This is a genomic window from Mesorhizobium sp. 8 (assembly GCF_006351905.1).
GTDB classification, from domain to species: Bacteria; Pseudomonadota; Alphaproteobacteria; order Rhizobiales; family Rhizobiaceae; genus Mesorhizobium; species Mesorhizobium composti.
Map to the genome: position 1 here is coordinate 1,271,515 of NZ_CP040914.1, position 14,733 is coordinate 1,286,247.

Sequence of the window (14,733 nt, forward strand, 5' to 3'; positions counted from 1 at the left end):
ACGATGCTCTTTCGAATCCGGTTCGTCGCCGCATGCTGTTCCACGCGACACGATCAAGGACGCTTCAACCGGCAAGGCGCCGACTCTTCGACGCTGCCCTTGTTACTCCAAAAAATTAGACATCCTTGTCCAAATTGTCAAACAGGTTTATATAGATTTCATGACGACAGCTATCGTTCCTGACACGCTCCCGCCACCCGTTTCGCTCCCGCGCGGCCACGAGGCCAAGCGCGCTTCCATCCTCGACGCGGCCGGCTCCGTCTTCTGCCGCGAGGGTTTTGCCGGCGCCAACATCGACCTGATCGCGGCCGAGGCCGGCGTCTCGCGCCAGACCGTCTACAACCACCATGGCGACAAGCAGACGCTGTTCCAGGCGGTGGTGCGCGACCTGACGGAACGCTCCAATGCCGGCGTCTTCGCCACGCTCGCCACTTTCCCCGACCAGCCGAAGGACATCGAGGCCGATCTCATCGCCTTCTGCATGCGGCTGAACCGCAACTGCGTGTGCAACCGCGAGGGCAAGTTCCTGCGCAAGCTGATGCAGGCCGAGAGCGAGCGCTATCCGGAACTGTTTTCCGAATGGCGCGACCATGGCCCGGCCAAGACATGGTCGGCGCTGGCCGCACGGCTGGCCCGGCTGGCCTATGCCGGCTATCTCGACATCGACGATCCCGACGTCGCCGCCCGCCAGTTCCTGGCGCTGGCCAATGCCGACCTGCACATGACCTTCCTGCTCGGCGGCACGCCGAGCGAGGCGGAAGTGCTTTCCTCCGCCACCAACGGCATGCACGCCTTCCTGCGCGCCTACGGCACGGCCCGTTGCGTGGCCGAAAAGCCGCAGCCGGCCGCCGTCTGACACACTTTCTTCGTCATTCCCCTCGTCGTCGCGCGCCGGCTTTCCATATTCGGTTTACGCAGCCGCCAAGCTTGATTACAGCTAGACTGACGATTCAAGGGAAGCCCGGCGCCACATGGCAGACGACCACATCCGCTATGACATTCTCGCCCAGGAGGCCCTGCGCGGCGTCATGCGCAAGGTGCTGGCCGAGGTTGCGCGCACCGGCCTGCCCGGCAACCATCATTTCTTCATCACCTTCCTGACCGGCGCGCCCGGCGTGCGCGTCTCCAGCCGCCTGCGCGAGCGCTATCCCGAGCAGATGACCATCGTCATCCAGTTCCAGTATTGGGACCTGAAGGTCACCGACACCGGCTTCGAGGTCGGCCTGTCCTTCTCCGACGTGCCCGAGAAGCTGGAAGTCCCCTTCTCCGCCGTGCGCGGCTTCTACGATCCGTCGGTCAACTTCGAACTGGAATTCGACGTCCGCACAGAAGGCGAGGCCGAGGGCGAGCCTGCCGCCGAGCCGGTGGCGCTGGTGCCGGAAAAGAAGGCCGAGCCGAAGAAGAAGCAGGCCGAGAAGCAAAAGCCCGCCGCCGAGTCCGAGCCCGCCGCCGGCAAGGGCGCCGACGTCGTCTCCCTCGACGCCTTCCGCAAGAAGTAGCGGCCGGAGCTATGGCCGAGATCGTCAATCTTCGCCAGGCCCGCAAGCAGAAGGCGCGGGCGGATAAGGAACGCGCGGCCGCCGGGAACCGAGCCGCCTACGGCCGCACGAAGGATGAGCGCGAGCGGCAGCGCCGCCTCGACGAGCAGGCCGGGCGTTTCATCGACGGCCATCTCCGCGAGCCGGCGCCGGACGAGACGTGAGCCGCGTCGAGAAGCGCTCGGTCAGCATCCGCGGCCACCGCACCAGCTATTCGCTGGAAAAACCCTTCCACGACGAACTCTCGGCAATCGCCGCCGCGCGCGCCCTGCCGCTCGCCGCGCTCATTGCCGAAATCGACCAGAACCGCTCGCGCGAGACGAACCTGTCTTCGGCGCTGCGGCTGTATGTGCTGGAGTGGGTGAAGGGGCGGGGAAGCGCCGCCCTCCCCTAAGCTTACCTCATAGCTTTGCGCCAATTACCCCTCTCCGTCGCGCTTCGCGCGCCACCTCTCCCCCAAAAGGGGCGAGGAACCGAAACCCGCAATCGCCGCATTTTGGAAAAGGGAAGGCCATCAAAAATTCCGCGAGTGGCGACCGCGCAGAACTTGGGTTCCTCGCCCCCTCTGGGGTTGAGTAACGGTCCGCGCAGCGGACGAAAAGCCAATTGCTTGGCTTTTCGAGTGACGAATGTGGCACGCGAAGCGTGACGCAAAGGGGTGCGCCAGCGGTGCAGCCGTGTGGCGCTGTAAAGCCAGGCCCCTATTGCAGCGTGTCGAAGAAATCTTCCATCGTCGACGGCGAAAGCCTCACCGGAGGCGGCTTGGCCTGCTGCGGCGCTGGCCGCGTCTGCGGCAGCGGAGCCTGCTCGATCTGCTCGAGCTGCTGTTCGCGCGCCTTGCGTTCGGCATCCTGACGCGCCTTTTCCGCCTCGGCGGCGCGCTTCGCCGCCTCCGCCTTTGCCGCCGCATCGGCCTTCGCCTTGGCCTCGGCTTGCGCCTTCGCTTCCGCCTCGGCCCGTGCCCTGGCGGCGGCCTCCGCTTCCGCCTGTGCCTTTGCTTCCGCGGCCGCCTGCGCCTCGGCCTTGGCCGCTTCTTTCGCCCGCAGCCGTTCTTCTTCCAGCCTCTGCCGCTCTGCCTCGGCGGCGCGGGCACGCGCCTCGTCGAGGGCGGCGTAGTAGCGCACCTCGCGCCTGAGCCGCTGCTTTTCCAAAAGCGCCGCCTGCATCGCCTCGACGCGCCGCTGCTCCGTCTCCAGCGCCCGCTGGGTGAGGAACTGCGCCAGCGGTTGGCTGTCGAAGCGCCGTACGGCGGCCCCTAACGGTCCCTCGACTGTGAAGTTCACGGCCGGCTCCGAACCGACGAGGTCCTCGTCGCCGGGCTTGTAGGCGACGGTGCCTCTGGCAGAGACCGTGCCGGCGCCGAGATCGGCCGACAGGTCGGCCGTCAGCGTCGACGCCGGACTGGCGAGCGTGACCGGCGGCGCCCGCACGATCCCCGCCGCGACGGTGAAGGCGAGATCGGCCTGCCCCGCGGCGAAGCTGCCGCTGCCGGCGATGCGCGGCGCGAAGCCCGCCACCTTACCCGCGTCGATGTCGCGGCCGATCCGGTCGGCCTCGGCGAGAAAGGCCGGCAAGGCGTCCGCATTGAGGTTGGCCACGGTCAGGCCGGCCAGCGAGGCGGTGCCAGAGCCCGCCAGCGCCGAAATCATCGCGTCGACCGACTTGCCGCTGCTCGACAGCGCGGCCGAAAAGGTGCCGGAGCCGCCGAGACCCGTATCGGGCAGCGCCTTGGCGAGATCGGCGCCCGCCAGTTCCATCTGACCGTTGAACAGGCCGGTGCCGCCATTGTTCCTGAGGTCGAACAGGCCCGTCAGCGTGCCGCCGAACAGCTTGGCCTTCAGGTCCGACACGCCGAGCCCGTCCGGGGAAAGCCTGAGCGACAGCGAGGCGTCGTAGGCGGTCGCCAGCGGCCCGGCCACGACCGAGCCGGCCGAAAGATCCAGATCCGCGCTGAAGGGTGCGACAGAGCGCTCGGCGAAGGCCGTCGACGGCCAGCCGGCATCCGCGCTGGCGAAAGCGGCGTCGCCGAACAGCATGGCGGCCAGCGGGCCGAAATCCAGTTCGTCCAGCGCCAGCGCTCCGGTCAGGTGCGGCTGTCCGTCCTTCATCACGACATTGACGTCGCCCGACACCGCCGCCTCGTTGACGGCGCCGTCGAGGCCCGACAGCACCAGCAGCCCGCTTGCATAGTCGGCATCGGCCGACAGCGCGGCGGCCGTGCCCGTGCCCATGCCCGGCAGGCCGAAACCCGTCGTCATCAGCCAGGGCTCGATGTCGGCCGCGTCGATCGCCGCCTTGCCCTTGGCCGAAAGCCCTTCGGCCGTCTCCGAGACGGAGCCGTCGAAGGTCGCCTTGAAATCGGCGCCGGTCAGGTTGAGCGTCGTCTGCAACCCGCCGGCCAGCGTGCCCTTGGCCGAGAGGTCGGTGCTCCCCTCGCCCACCATGCCGAGCGGCAGCGCCGGCAGGCCGTAGAGCGCCAGAAGCGCCGTGCCGTCGCCGTTGCGGGCGCTGAAGGTCGCCGTCAGCGGCGCGTCGAGCGGCCTGTCGGCGGCCCCCTGCCCCGACAGCGAAGCCGAAAAGGCCGAGCCGCCGGCCGTGCCCTTGGCGGACAGCGCTACGCCCGTCGTGCCGTCGCCGTTTTCGGCCGCACTCGCCACGAGATCGACCTGCGCGTCCGAGAAAAGGCCCGGATAGGCCTTCGCCCGCGCCGAAAGTCCCGCCAGCAGCGCATTGTCGGGATAGCGCGCGGCGGCCACGTCGAGCAGCGGCGCCAGATCGACCGCCACCACCGAAGCATCGAGGTCGCCTGTCGGCCTGTCGGGAAAATCCTTGATGCGCCCCGTCGCGCTGATTTCGGCGCCGGCCAGCCCACCGACCGACAGCCGGTCGATCTCCAGCGTACCGGCCCGGAGCCTGAGTGCGGTGTCGACCGTATCGGCGCTGAGGCCGGCGACGCTCACCGGCCCGGCCTTGACCGCAATGTCGAGGTCGCGGTCGGAAAAGCGGTTGGCGCCCTTGTCCGAAACGAACAGCGAGGCGAAGGCGGCCAGCCCGCCGACGTCCAGTTCCCCGCCTTCCAGCTTCATGGCGACGGAGGGACGCTGCCCGTCCGGCTCGGCCGCCTCGACGCTGCCGTGGAATTTCGCCTTGCCGAGGATCAGTTCGAGGCCGGAAAACGCCTGCCGCGCGTCGGTCAGGTCGACATTCGCCTTGAAGCCGGCGGCCGGCAGGCGGCGGATCGCCTCGTCGACGTCCTTCGACAGCCAGGCAGCGAAGCCGGACGGCTGCGCGATCGCCAGCAACAGCGAGCCGGTGAAGCCGAGATGGTTCCGCGTGGCGAGCAGCCCCTGCGCTTCCAGCGTGGCGCGGCCGGGCAGCGTGGCCGACAGCGACTTCACCGACCAGCCCTCGGCGGCGGGCTCGGCCGACAGGGCGACGTCGCGGATCGTCGTGTCGCCGGCGACGACGGCCGGCAATTTCACCTCGACGGTGCCCGGAATGGCCGGCTTCGGCAGGGCGGCAAGGGCCGTCTCCAGCGCCGCGACGCGCCGGGCGAGCGTCAGCCCGCCGCCGGACTTGTCATCCCCCTGCTCGCCGGCCACCGCCTCGTCGAACTGCACCTGCGCGCCGCTCGCCTCGATGGCGAAGCGCGGCTGTTGCCCAAGATCGATCGAGGCCTTGCCGTCGGCGGTATAAGGATTGTCGGCAGGCCCCGTCTCGAAGCGGAACTCGTTGACGGCAAGCTGGCGATGGTCGAGCCGGAAGGTGCCATCCAGCCGGTACGCCGGCTCGGCCTTGCCGGCGCTCACCTTCACCGCTTCGCCGTCACTGCCGCGCAAGGTGGCGCTGTTGCGGTCCTCGCCGGCGATGCGCAGTCGCCCTTCATAACTCAGGGCGCCCTTGTCGATACCGGCGGTGCCGTCCGTCTCGATGGCGAGCGGATAGGCGTCCGGGTCGAGCTTGAGCCGCAGGCCGATCCTGCCGTCGGGGCCGGCCTTGCCGGTCGAAGCGGCGAGCCGCGTGCGCAAGCCGTCCAGCCTCAGCGCCCCGTCGAGACGCCACGGACCGGCCAGCGACTTGGCCGACAGCGTGGCGTCGATTTCGGAAAGCACATGGCTGCGGCCGCCGGCGGCATGCGCCAGCACGATCTCGCCGTCGCTCACCGTCAGTTTCTCGATCGACACCTGGGCGGGATCGAAGGGCGACGACGGCCGCATCGCCCAGTCGACCGTGCCGTCGGCGGCCACCGCGATCACCGCCTTCGGCCGTACCAGCCGCATGTCGAAGATCAAAACCTCGCCACGCATGAACGGCGCGAGCTCGGCATCCATGGAGAATGTCTCGACGGTCATCGCCGGCTGGCCGCCGGTGCCGCCGGCGACGGAAACGTCGGAGAAGGTCACCGAGGGGAAAGGCAACAGCCGGGCGCTGGCAGCGCCGTGCACGGTGACCTTGCGGCCGAGGACGACGCTCGCCTCGCGCTCGAAATCGGCCTTGTAGTTCGTCCAGTCGACGAACGGCGGCACCACCAGCGCCGCAAGCAGCACCAGCACGACGAAACCGCCGACAATGACGAACAGGCGAGAAAGCATAAGCCCCTGTCGATCCGTTTAGATCGTCTTGCACCCCGTCGGACGCATAAAGGACGATCTGACACTTTGAATGAGCATCGGAACAAGCCGGATTCCGCTTTCCGGTCCGATGCTCTGGTTGCGGCACTCTACCTGCATCGCCGTGTCGATAAAGAGGCAAATGGCCATGCCGGCGATGCGCCGCGCCGTGGCCTACCTCGTTTGGCTAAACTACCGCCGACAGGGGCGATCGTGGTACAATTTCCGGTCGGGATCATGTCCCGGCGAGAACCCAGGGAGGGTCAGATGGCGTCCGCGAACTGGAGACTGGAAGGTGAGTGGATAAAGAACTGCAATTGCGCTTTCGGTTGCCCCTGTGACTTCAATGCAAGGCCGACCCAGGGCTATTGCCAGGGCCTTGTGGCGATGCATATCACGAAAGGCCACTTCAACGAGACGAAACTGGACGGATTGTGCTTCGCCGTGACCGTCCATTTCCCCGGCGCCCTGCATGAAGGCAACGGACAGGCGCAGCCCATTCTCGACGAGCGCGCGAGTCCGCAGCAGCGCGAGGCGCTGGGTGCGATCCTGTCCGGCGAGAATTCGGACGAAGGCACGCTTTTCAACATCTTCAGCCTGATCGTCACCACGATGCACGATCCCGTCGTGGCGCCGTTCGAATTCCGCTTCGACAAGAAGGGCCGCACCGCGCACCTCGTCATTCCCGGCGTGTTGGAAACCGACGTCGAGCCGATCAGGAACCCGGTGACAGGCGCACCGCACAGCATCCAGGTGGTCATGCCCGAGGGCTTCGAGCACAGGGGTGCGGAGGTCGCGTCCGCCGACATCCGCAGCCTCGGCGCGATCAAGTTCCAGACCAGGGCGACGCACAGTTCGCTCGCCCATGTCGTCCAGACGCCGCAAGGCGTGGCGGCCTGACGGTCCAGGCCGATGCGCCTGCTGGCCGAACTGCACCGGCATGACCGGTCGATCGTTGTTGCTCTCCTGCTCGGCGTAGCGCTGGTCTGCTGGCTTTATCTTCTGGTCGGGGTCGAGATGCCGATGCCCGAAATGGCCGGCATGGCGATGCCGATGGCAACGCCCGGCTGGACCGTCGGCCATTTTTTCCTGATGCTCGTCATGTGGTCGGCGATGATGGCGGCGATGATGCTGCCGAGCGCGGTGCCGATGCTATTGTTCTACGATTCCGTCGCGCAGAAGCGTGGCGGCCCCGCCATCGGCCGGACCATGCTGTTCGCGCTCGGCTATCTCGTGGTCTGGTTCTGCTTCAGCCTCGGTGCCGTCATCCTGCAATACGCCCTCGACCAGGCCACGTTGCTGTCGCCGTCGATACGCACCACAAGCGCCGTGCTGGCAGGCATCATCCTGATCGCCGCAGGCCTCTATCAATGGACTCCATTGAAGCAGGCATGCCTGCGCCGCTGCCGCTCGCCGCTGGATTTCGTCATGACCGAGTGGCGCAGCGGCAGCCGCGGCGCCCTGTCGATGGGCCTTCGCCACGGCGTATTCTGCCTCGGCTGCTGCTGGATGCTGATGCTGCTGCTGTTCGTCGGCGGGGTGATGAATTTCGCCTGGATCGCCGGCATCGCCCTCTTCATCCTGGTCGAAAAGCTGGTCCCTACCGGCCATTGGGTCGGCAAGGCCGCCGGCCTGGTCCTGATCGGCTGGGGCGGCTGGGTGCTTGCTTCCCTCACCCCGATGACCTGAGCGCCGAACGATTAGATCGTTTCATCGTTTCATGGAAACCGTGAAACGATCTATCTCATTGTTTTAGCCGCATTTGTGCGACGCCAGACGATTCCGTCTGGCTGCAAAATGCTCAGGCCGGCAGCGTCTTTCCCGGATTGAGGATGCCGAGCGGGTCGAGCGCCTGCTTGATCTGCCGCATGACATCGACGCCGTGGCCATGCTCGGCGCGCATGAAGCCGGCCTTGCCCTGGCCGATGCCGTGCTCGCCGGTGCAGGTGCCGTCCATGCGGATAGCGCGCTCGTTGAGCCGGGCCACGAACGTCTCCACCTTGGCGATCTCGGCCGGATCGTCGGGGTCCATCAGGCACAGCGTGTGGAAATTGCCGTCGCCCGCATGGCCGACGATCGGCGCGATCAGGCCCATTTCGGCGATGTCGGCCTCCGTCTCGGCCACGCATTCGGCCAGCCGCGAGATCGGCACGCACACGTCCGTCGAAAGTCCCTTGGCGCCGGGGCGCAGCGTCAGCGAGGCCCAGTAGGCGTCGTGGCGCGCTTTCCAGAGCTTGCTGCGCTCCTCCGCCACGCTGGTCCACAGGAACGGTCCGCCGCCGTTCTCTTCGGCGATCATGCCGAAGGTCTCGGCCTGTTCGGCCACGCCCGCGTCCGAGCCGTGGAACTCGACGAACAAGCACGGGCTCTCGGGAAAATCGAGCTTGGAATAATTCTTCATCGCCCGCATCTGCAGGGCGTTGACCAGTTCGATGCGCGCTACCGGGATACCCATCTGGATGGTGGCGATCACCGCCTGCGAGGCAGCCTCCAGCGTGGGGAACGGACAGACCCCGCCCGAGATCGCCTGGGGGATGCCCTGCAGGCGCAGCGTCAGCGCGGTGATGATGCCGAGCGTTCCTTCGGACCCGACGATCAGGCGGGTGAGGTCGTAGCCGGCAGCGCTTTTCTTCGCCCGCTTGCCGGTCGTCACCGCCTCGCCGTCGGCCATTACCGCAGTCAAGGACAGCACCGCCTCGCGCATCGTGCCGTAGCGCACCGCGTTGGTGCCCGACGCCCGCGTCGCCGCCATGCCGCCGAGCGAGGCGTTGGCGCCCGGATCGATGGGGAAGAACAGGCCGGTGTCGCGCAGATACGTGTTCAGCTCCTCGCGCGTCACGCCCGGCTCCATGGTGCAGTCGAGGTCTTCGGCATTGACGGCGAGGATACGGTTCATGCGGCTGGTATCGACCGAGATGCCGCCGCCCGGCGCGTTGACATGACCTTCCAGCGAGGAACCGACGCCGAAGGCGATCACCGGCACGCGATGCGCCGCACAGGCGCGCACGATCTCCTGCACCTCCGCCGTCGATTCGGGAAAGGCGACGCCGTCCGGCGGCTGGGTGGGAAGATAGGTAGTGGTGTGGGCGTGCTGTTCGCGGATCGCCTGCCCGGTCTGGAAGCGCTCGCCAAAGCGCTGCTTGAGGATGCCGAGCACGGCGGCGATGCCTTCCTCGTTGCGTTCCACCGGCCGAAGGTCGCTCAGCGCCATTGATTCCTCCGCGAATGGGCCAGCGTGGCCCTTGTCGCCATCCTATAGCTGGGTAGTCTCACCGGCCGCACCTGTCCAGCAAGACCTGAAAGGTATCCATGTCCATACCCGCGCCCTTTCTGTCCAGCCCCATGACGATCGAGAAGGACTGGATCGACTACAACGGCCACCTCAACATGGCCTATTACAACGTGCTGTTCGACCGCTGCTCAGACGAGGCGTTCGAGGCGATGAGGCTCGGGCCGAATTATGCGAAGGAGCGGCGGCTGACCATCTACACGGCGGAAGTGCATGTCTGCTACGTGCAGGAAATCCACCTCGATCATCGCCTGTCGGTGTCCTTCCAGCTCATCGACCATGACGACAAGCGCCTGCGCTTCTACCAGGAGATCCGCCATACCGAGGAAGGCTGGCTGGCCGCCACCTCCGAGCAGCTTGCGCTGCATGTCGACATGGCCGGACCGAAGGTTGCCCCCTTCCCGCCCGATATCCTCGCCCGGGTCGAGGCGATGCGCGCCGCCCATGCCGGCCTGCCGATGCCCGAGCGCGCCGGCCGCGCCATCGGCATCCGCCGCAAGAGTGGCTGATAAGCCGCACCGTTAACCTTAATCGCCCGTAAACGGGCAAAGCCTGTGGGTTGGCCCAATTGGCAGGTTGATCGAATCGGCGCTTGCCTGAAAAACGGATGAGGGCTGCGGCGCTTAAACGATTGGCAGGGCAAGCGAGCCGGTTTGGAATGACCACGCGGATCGACATCGAGGCGACATCGGACAGGCTGGCGGCCGATGAGCGCATCAGCGACTACGAGTTCTGGCGTTCGCTGAAGAATCTCAACAACGAGATTTTCGAGATCGCCAACAGCAACGAACCCATCCCCTTCGAGATGGTCCGCTGGCGCGCCATCCTCAAGCAGGCCCGCTCCAAGCGCGGCCGCGTTTAGACGGCGGCCGGGCGGCGGCGGCGAAAACGATTCAGAAAACGTAGGACAGCGTCGACGCGACCGCCATGATCGCCGCGACGCCGACCAGCACGGCATAGGTCCGCGGCAGGTCGAACAGCATCATGTGCCCGGCGATCCAGGCCGCGAAGCCGGAGCCGAGTGCGAACAGGAAGCCGTTGCGGTCGCCGACAACCAGGTTCGCAGCCATCAGCCCGCCCACGATGAGCGCACCGAAAACGATGATGACGGCAATGGCTGCCTTGTCGAAATTGTCGTCCATTCTTCAATCCCTGCGGTCGATACGCACGCCACCTCTTCCCGAGGGCCAAGGTCGTTCGGCGCGCCGCCCGACAGACTTAATCCCTCACGCTGGACGGGCAAGGCCAAACCGGGGATGTGAACGACAAGATTCTCGCAAGTGTGGATTTCGGGAAACGCTTCCGCCCAGAATCCCGTCTTGCCATCCTACTCCTCCCGCAAGGCGGCCGCCAGCGGCGAGCGCGGCTTGACCGGCGAAGACTGGATGATGGCCGTGTTGGTCATGGCGAAGGGAATGATGCGGTCGATCACCTGTTCCAGTTCGGCCATCGAGGCCACATGCACCAGCGCGATAAAGCAATCCTCGCCGGTGACGCGATCGCATTGGGCGATCTGCGGCAGGGCGCGGATGATATCGGCGACGCGGGCCAGTTCGCCCGGAACCGGCCGGATGCGCAGCCAGGCAGACAGCGGCAGGCCGAGCGCCTTGGCATCGAGGCGCGTTTCATAGGCCTGGATGACGCCGTTCTCCTGCAGGCGGCGCAGGCGCTCGGCCACGCTCGGCGCCGAAAGCCCGACGAAGCGCGCCAGTTCGGCGATAGTGGCGCGGGCATCCCCTTCAAGCCGGCGCAGCAGCTTGACGTCCGTGGCGTCCAGGTCGCTGTTTTCATTTCGCAGGAAAGACAAGAGAAAAACCTTTCTTGGAACAGAAAATACCCGTTTCGACCGATGAAAACCCATCCAATATGGGTAACAGGCCTGCGATACTGCGCCGATGGAAAAAACTGCGCAAGCCCCGGCGCCCTCGCCCTCGCCCCAGGGCGCCCTCCCCATCGCGGCGGCGACCGCCGTCCCGCCGCATGCCTGGTTCGCCGTCAGCGCGGTGTTCCACTATCTCGGGCCGGCTTTCGCGGTGCTGTTGTTCGACCAGGTGGGCGTGCTCGGCATGGCGTGGCTGCGCATCGCCACGGCGGCGCTGGTCTTTGCGCCGCCCGCCCGCCCATGGCGCATCTTCGCGCGTGCCGACCGGCAGACCCTTCACCTGCTTCTCGCCTTCGGCGCCTGCCTGGCGGTGATGAATTGCAGCTTCTACCTAGCGCTCGAACGCCTGCCCATCTCGCTCGTCGCGGCCATCGAGTTCGTCGGCACTGTCGGCGTCGCGCTGGCGGGCCTGCGGAGCCTCCGCAACCTCGCCTCCCTCGGCATGGCCGTCGCCGGCGCGCTGCTCCTGATCGACGTCCGCTGGTCGAGCGATCCCATAGGCCTTGCCTGGGCAATCCTGAACGGGGCGCTGTTCGTCGCGTATGTCGTGATCGGCCATCGTGTGTCGCGCACAACAGCCGGCGGCATCGCCGGGCTAGGCGCGGCCATGGCCGTCGCCTTCGCGGTGGTGCTGCCCATCGGCCTGCGCGATGCGCTGCCGGCCTTCGGCTCGCCGCAACTGCTGTTGGCCGCCGCCGGCGTCGGCATCTGCTCCTCGGTCATCCCCTACATCTGCGACCAATTCGCGATGAGCCGCCTGCCCCGCGCCAGCTTCGCGCTGATGCTGTCGCTGCTGCCGCTGACGGCCACGCTGATCGGCGCGCTGGTGCTGCGGCAGATTCCGGGCGTCCGCGACCTCGCCGGCATCGCGCTGGTGATGGCGGGCGTCGCCCTCCATCGCCCGGCGAACCGTTGACCGACCCCGAAAGTCAGCACATTCAAGGCGCTCTCGGCATTTCCGGACTCGTTCTCTCAAGGCTGGCCGCCCTGTTCAGGCAAGCTTCTCCTTCAGGAAAGCGATGGTGCGGCCCCAGGCCAGGTCGGCGGCCGCCTTGTCGTAGCGGGCGGCCGAGGTGTCGTTGTTGAAGGCATGGTTGACACCGTCATAGACGTAGACCGTGTATTGTTTGTGGTTCGCATCCAGCGCCTTCCTGTAGGCCTCGATGCCGGCGTTGATGCGCTCGTCCAGCCCCGCATAATGCAGGAGCAGCGGCGCGTGGATCTTCGCAATCGCCGCCTCGTCCTTCGGCTGGGCGCCGTAATAGGCGACCCCGGCGTCGAGGTCGGGTGCATTGACGGCCAGCATGTTGACCTGCCCGCCGCCCCAGCAGAAGCCGATAGCGCCAACCTTGCCGTTGCCGCCCTCGATCGTCTTCAGATAGGCAACAGTGGCGACGCCGTCGGCGATCGGCTGGGCCGGATCGAGCCCGGAGATCATCTCGCGCGCCTTGTCCTCGTTCGCCGGCGTGCCGCCTTCGGAAGACAGGAGATCCGGCGCCAGGGCGATGAAACCTTCCAGCGCCACCCGCCGCGCCACGTCGCGGATGTGCTCGTTGAGGCCGCGATTCTCGTGGATGACGATGACCGCGCCGAGCTTGCCGGAGCTTTCTGCCGGACGCACCAGATAGCCCTTGATGTCGCCCTTGCCGCCCTTGAAGGTGACGTCCTCGCCCTTGATGCGCTTGTCGTCGGCCGCGACCTGGGCCGCACTGGCGGAATTGGCCGCCAGCAGAGGCGCGATCGCGGCGGCGGCCGCGCCCGAGCCGGCAAGCCTGGTCAGCCTGTCCATGAAGCCGCGCCGGTCGAGCGTCAGGTGGGTGTATTCGTCATAGGCGTCGATCATCGCCTGGGTGATGAGCGGCTTGTCCATGCGCATCCTCCTTCGCCAAAGGAAGAAGGATAGGCGCCGGGGGTCGCCCTTCCAATCACGACGAAGTGAATGGCGTCGCCGCCGTTGCAGACCGACGTTCAAGCCATGCTATAAGCCCGCGACCAGGGCGTTCGGGCGGCGCCAGAGAGGAACGATCATGAACGTGCAGGACATCATCTACACCATCTCCAACAAGGTCGACATCGACCCGACGACCATGGAGAAGGTGGTCGGAACCATCCTGTCCGTGCTCCAGCACGAAACGGAGGGCACCAGCGCCGAAGCGTTGTTCGACAAGCTGCCCGGCTCGCTGCAATTGGCTGAGAAATACGACGTCATGGCCGCGGGCGCCGCTTCCGGCGGTGGCGGCGGCGGCCTGCTCGGCTCGCTGACCTCGGCCCTCGGCGGCGCGCTGGGCGAGAAGACAGGCGCGCTGGTCAACGGCTTTTCACAGCTCCAGGCATCCGGCCTGTCGCTCGACGAAATCCAGAAGGCCGGCATGGAACTCATCGAGCAGGCAAGGAAAGCCGCCGGCCCCAAGGCGGTGGACCAGGCGCTGGCGCAGGTGCCGAGCCTGAAGAGCCAGTTGGGGTTGTAGCGGCGAAGAACCTGTCCGTAAGGCGAGACAAGGCTTTCGACCCGAAGCGGACCCCAGAGAAAGGGCGAAGAATTGCCCTTGACTTAGAGTGTGCTCTAAGAAGTAGTCCTCTTGCATCGTGATGAGAAGCAGGTGCGATGAAGATTGGCGAGCTGGCGAGGCGTTCGGGTTTGTCGACCCATACGATCCGCTATTACGAGCAGATCGGGCTGCTGCCCTATGCCGACCGCAATCAATCCAGGCACCGCGACTACGATGCATCGATCCTCGTCTGGATCGAGTTTCTCGACCGACTGAAGACGACCGGAATGCCGATCCGTGACATGCTGCGCTATGCGGCCTTGCGCGCAGAAGGTGCCGGTACGGAAGCGGCGCGCCGGGAATTGTTGGTAGCCCACCGCGAGCACGTACGCGCTCATGTGGCCGAACTCAACGCCTGCCTTCTCGTCCTCGATGCCAAGATCGACGGCTATGTCGATACCGAGAAAAGGACAGAGATATATGACGCAGCATTCCATCGACACCAACGAGAGCCGGCTGGAGCGCGGAAAGCGCGCGCTGGCTGAAATCGACGGCCAGGCGGGGCAGAACGTGATTGCCGCGCTGGCCGATATCGCCCCCGACTTCGCGACCTATGTGTTCGAATTTCCGTTTGGCGACATCTACACCCGGGCGGGCCTCGGCCTGCGCGAGCGGGAGATCGCGACGATCGCGGCGCTGGCGGCATTGGGCAACGCGGCACCGCAACTCAAGGTCCATATCGAGGCCGGCCTGAATGTCGGGCTCGACGAGAAGGAAGTCGTCGAAATCCTCATCCAGATGGCAGTCTATGCCGGCTTTCCTGCCGCGCTCAACGGCCTGTTTGCAGCGAAGGAAGTGTTCCAGGCCCGCAAATCCGCTGCCTAGCTTCGGGCCTCTATGGGAAGCCGCGCCGGGACCTGTTTCC

Annotated in this window: 17 protein-coding genes; 12 read left to right on the top strand and 5 right to left on the bottom strand. The window is 66.4% G+C overall.

The features are described from left to right. Positions 1-160 precede the first annotated feature (160 nt). The 4 genes from FGU64_RS06020 (at position 161) to FGU64_RS06035 (ending at position 1,932) form a co-directional block, all read left to right on the top strand. Entirely contained in the window at positions 161-856 is a 696-nt protein-coding gene (locus FGU64_RS06020) for a TetR/AcrR family transcriptional regulator (RefSeq protein ID WP_139951287.1), read from the top strand. 115 nt (positions 857-971) lie between these two features. Then, on the top strand, positions 972-1,499 hold the full coding sequence (locus FGU64_RS06025) for an SspB family protein (RefSeq protein ID WP_136352973.1): 528 nt from the start codon (positions 972-974) through the stop codon (positions 1,497-1,499). A gap of 11 nt (positions 1,500-1,510) precedes the next feature. Continuing rightward, the gene (locus FGU64_RS06030) at positions 1,511-1,702 is read left to right on the top strand and encodes a DUF4169 family protein (RefSeq protein ID WP_139951288.1); all 192 of its coding nucleotides are present in this window, start codon (positions 1,511-1,513) and stop codon (positions 1,700-1,702) included. Continuing rightward, on the top strand, positions 1,699-1,932 hold the full coding sequence (locus FGU64_RS06035; protein WP_139951290.1) for a ribbon-helix-helix domain-containing protein: 234 nt from the start codon (positions 1,699-1,701) through the stop codon (positions 1,930-1,932). The genes FGU64_RS06030 and FGU64_RS06035 overlap by 4 nt, the downstream gene beginning before the upstream one ends. Before the next feature lie 307 nt (positions 1,933-2,239). On the opposite strand, the gene FGU64_RS06040 is transcribed toward FGU64_RS06035, so the two are convergent. Continuing rightward, the gene (locus FGU64_RS06040) at positions 2,240-6,130 is read right to left on the bottom strand and encodes an AsmA-like C-terminal region-containing protein (protein WP_139951292.1); all 3,891 of its coding nucleotides are present in this window, start codon (positions 6,128-6,130) and stop codon (positions 2,240-2,242) included. A 285-nt stretch (positions 6,131-6,415) separates the two neighbouring features. Between FGU64_RS06040 and FGU64_RS06045 the strand changes: the two genes are divergently transcribed. Further along, a complete protein-coding gene (locus FGU64_RS06045) occupies positions 6,416-7,048 on the top strand; it encodes a DUF1326 domain-containing protein (protein ID WP_139951293.1) in 633 nt (210 codons plus the stop codon). Between the two features lie 12 nt (positions 7,049-7,060). After that, complete coding sequence (locus tag FGU64_RS06050; RefSeq protein ID WP_139951295.1) at positions 7,061-7,837, top strand: DUF2182 domain-containing protein; 777 nt, start codon at positions 7,061-7,063, stop codon at positions 7,835-7,837. Between the two features lie 112 nt (positions 7,838-7,949). On the opposite strand, the gene FGU64_RS06055 is transcribed toward FGU64_RS06050, so the two are convergent. Continuing rightward, positions 7,950-9,359, bottom strand: coding sequence for an FAD-linked oxidase C-terminal domain-containing protein (locus FGU64_RS06055; RefSeq protein WP_139951297.1), 1,410 nt, complete (start codon positions 9,357-9,359; stop codon positions 7,950-7,952). A 98-nt stretch (positions 9,360-9,457) separates the two neighbouring features. Between FGU64_RS06055 and FGU64_RS06060 the strand changes: the two genes are divergently transcribed. Both FGU64_RS06060 and FGU64_RS06065 read left to right on the top strand, forming a co-directional pair. Further along, positions 9,458-9,946, top strand: a complete 489-nt coding sequence (locus FGU64_RS06060; RefSeq protein ID WP_139951299.1) for a thioesterase family protein — start codon at positions 9,458-9,460, stop codon at positions 9,944-9,946. Positions 9,947-10,095: 149 nt separating this feature from the next. Beyond that, positions 10,096-10,299 carry a hypothetical protein gene (locus FGU64_RS06065; RefSeq protein WP_136352957.1) on the top strand — a complete coding sequence of 68 codons (204 nt, stop codon included), beginning with the start codon at positions 10,096-10,098 and terminating at the stop codon, positions 10,297-10,299. 31 nt (positions 10,300-10,330) lie between these two features. Here FGU64_RS06065 and FGU64_RS06070 read toward each other — a convergent pair whose 3' ends face one another. Together FGU64_RS06070 and FGU64_RS06075 are read right to left on the bottom strand one after the other, a co-directional pair. Beyond that, the gene (locus FGU64_RS06070) at positions 10,331-10,579 is read right to left on the bottom strand and encodes a hypothetical protein (RefSeq protein WP_136352955.1); all 249 of its coding nucleotides are present in this window, start codon (positions 10,577-10,579) and stop codon (positions 10,331-10,333) included. 185 nt (positions 10,580-10,764) lie between these two features. Further along, positions 10,765-11,244, bottom strand: a complete 480-nt coding sequence (locus tag FGU64_RS06075; protein WP_139951301.1) for an Lrp/AsnC family transcriptional regulator — start codon at positions 11,242-11,244, stop codon at positions 10,765-10,767. 88 nt (positions 11,245-11,332) lie between these two features. Here FGU64_RS06075 and FGU64_RS06080 point away from each other — a divergent pair, with 88 nt between their 5' ends. After that, positions 11,333-12,235: an EamA family transporter gene (locus FGU64_RS06080; RefSeq protein ID WP_139951303.1), complete on the top strand. Its 903-nt coding sequence runs from the start codon at positions 11,333-11,335 to the stop codon at positions 12,233-12,235. Between the two features lie 75 nt (positions 12,236-12,310). Here FGU64_RS06080 and FGU64_RS06085 read toward each other — a convergent pair whose 3' ends face one another. Continuing rightward, positions 12,311-13,189, bottom strand: a complete 879-nt coding sequence (locus FGU64_RS06085) for a dienelactone hydrolase family protein (protein WP_139951305.1) — start codon at positions 13,187-13,189, stop codon at positions 12,311-12,313. A 157-nt stretch (positions 13,190-13,346) separates the two neighbouring features. On the opposite strand from FGU64_RS06085, the gene FGU64_RS06090 reads away from it, so the two are divergent. The 3 genes from FGU64_RS06090 (at position 13,347) to FGU64_RS06100 (ending at position 14,693) form a co-directional block, all read left to right on the top strand. After that, positions 13,347-13,787 (top strand): hypothetical protein, encoded by a 441-nt coding sequence (locus tag FGU64_RS06090; RefSeq protein WP_139951306.1) that lies wholly within the window; start codon positions 13,347-13,349, stop codon positions 13,785-13,787. A gap of 137 nt (positions 13,788-13,924) precedes the next feature. Continuing rightward, positions 13,925-14,353: a MerR family transcriptional regulator gene (locus FGU64_RS06095; RefSeq protein ID WP_136352945.1), complete on the top strand. Its 429-nt coding sequence runs from the start codon at positions 13,925-13,927 to the stop codon at positions 14,351-14,353. Continuing rightward, positions 14,289-14,693 (top strand): carboxymuconolactone decarboxylase family protein, encoded by a 405-nt coding sequence (locus FGU64_RS06100; protein ID WP_139951308.1) that lies wholly within the window; start codon positions 14,289-14,291, stop codon positions 14,691-14,693. The genes FGU64_RS06095 and FGU64_RS06100 overlap by 65 nt, the downstream gene beginning before the upstream one ends. Positions 14,694-14,733: the final 40 nt, after the last annotated feature.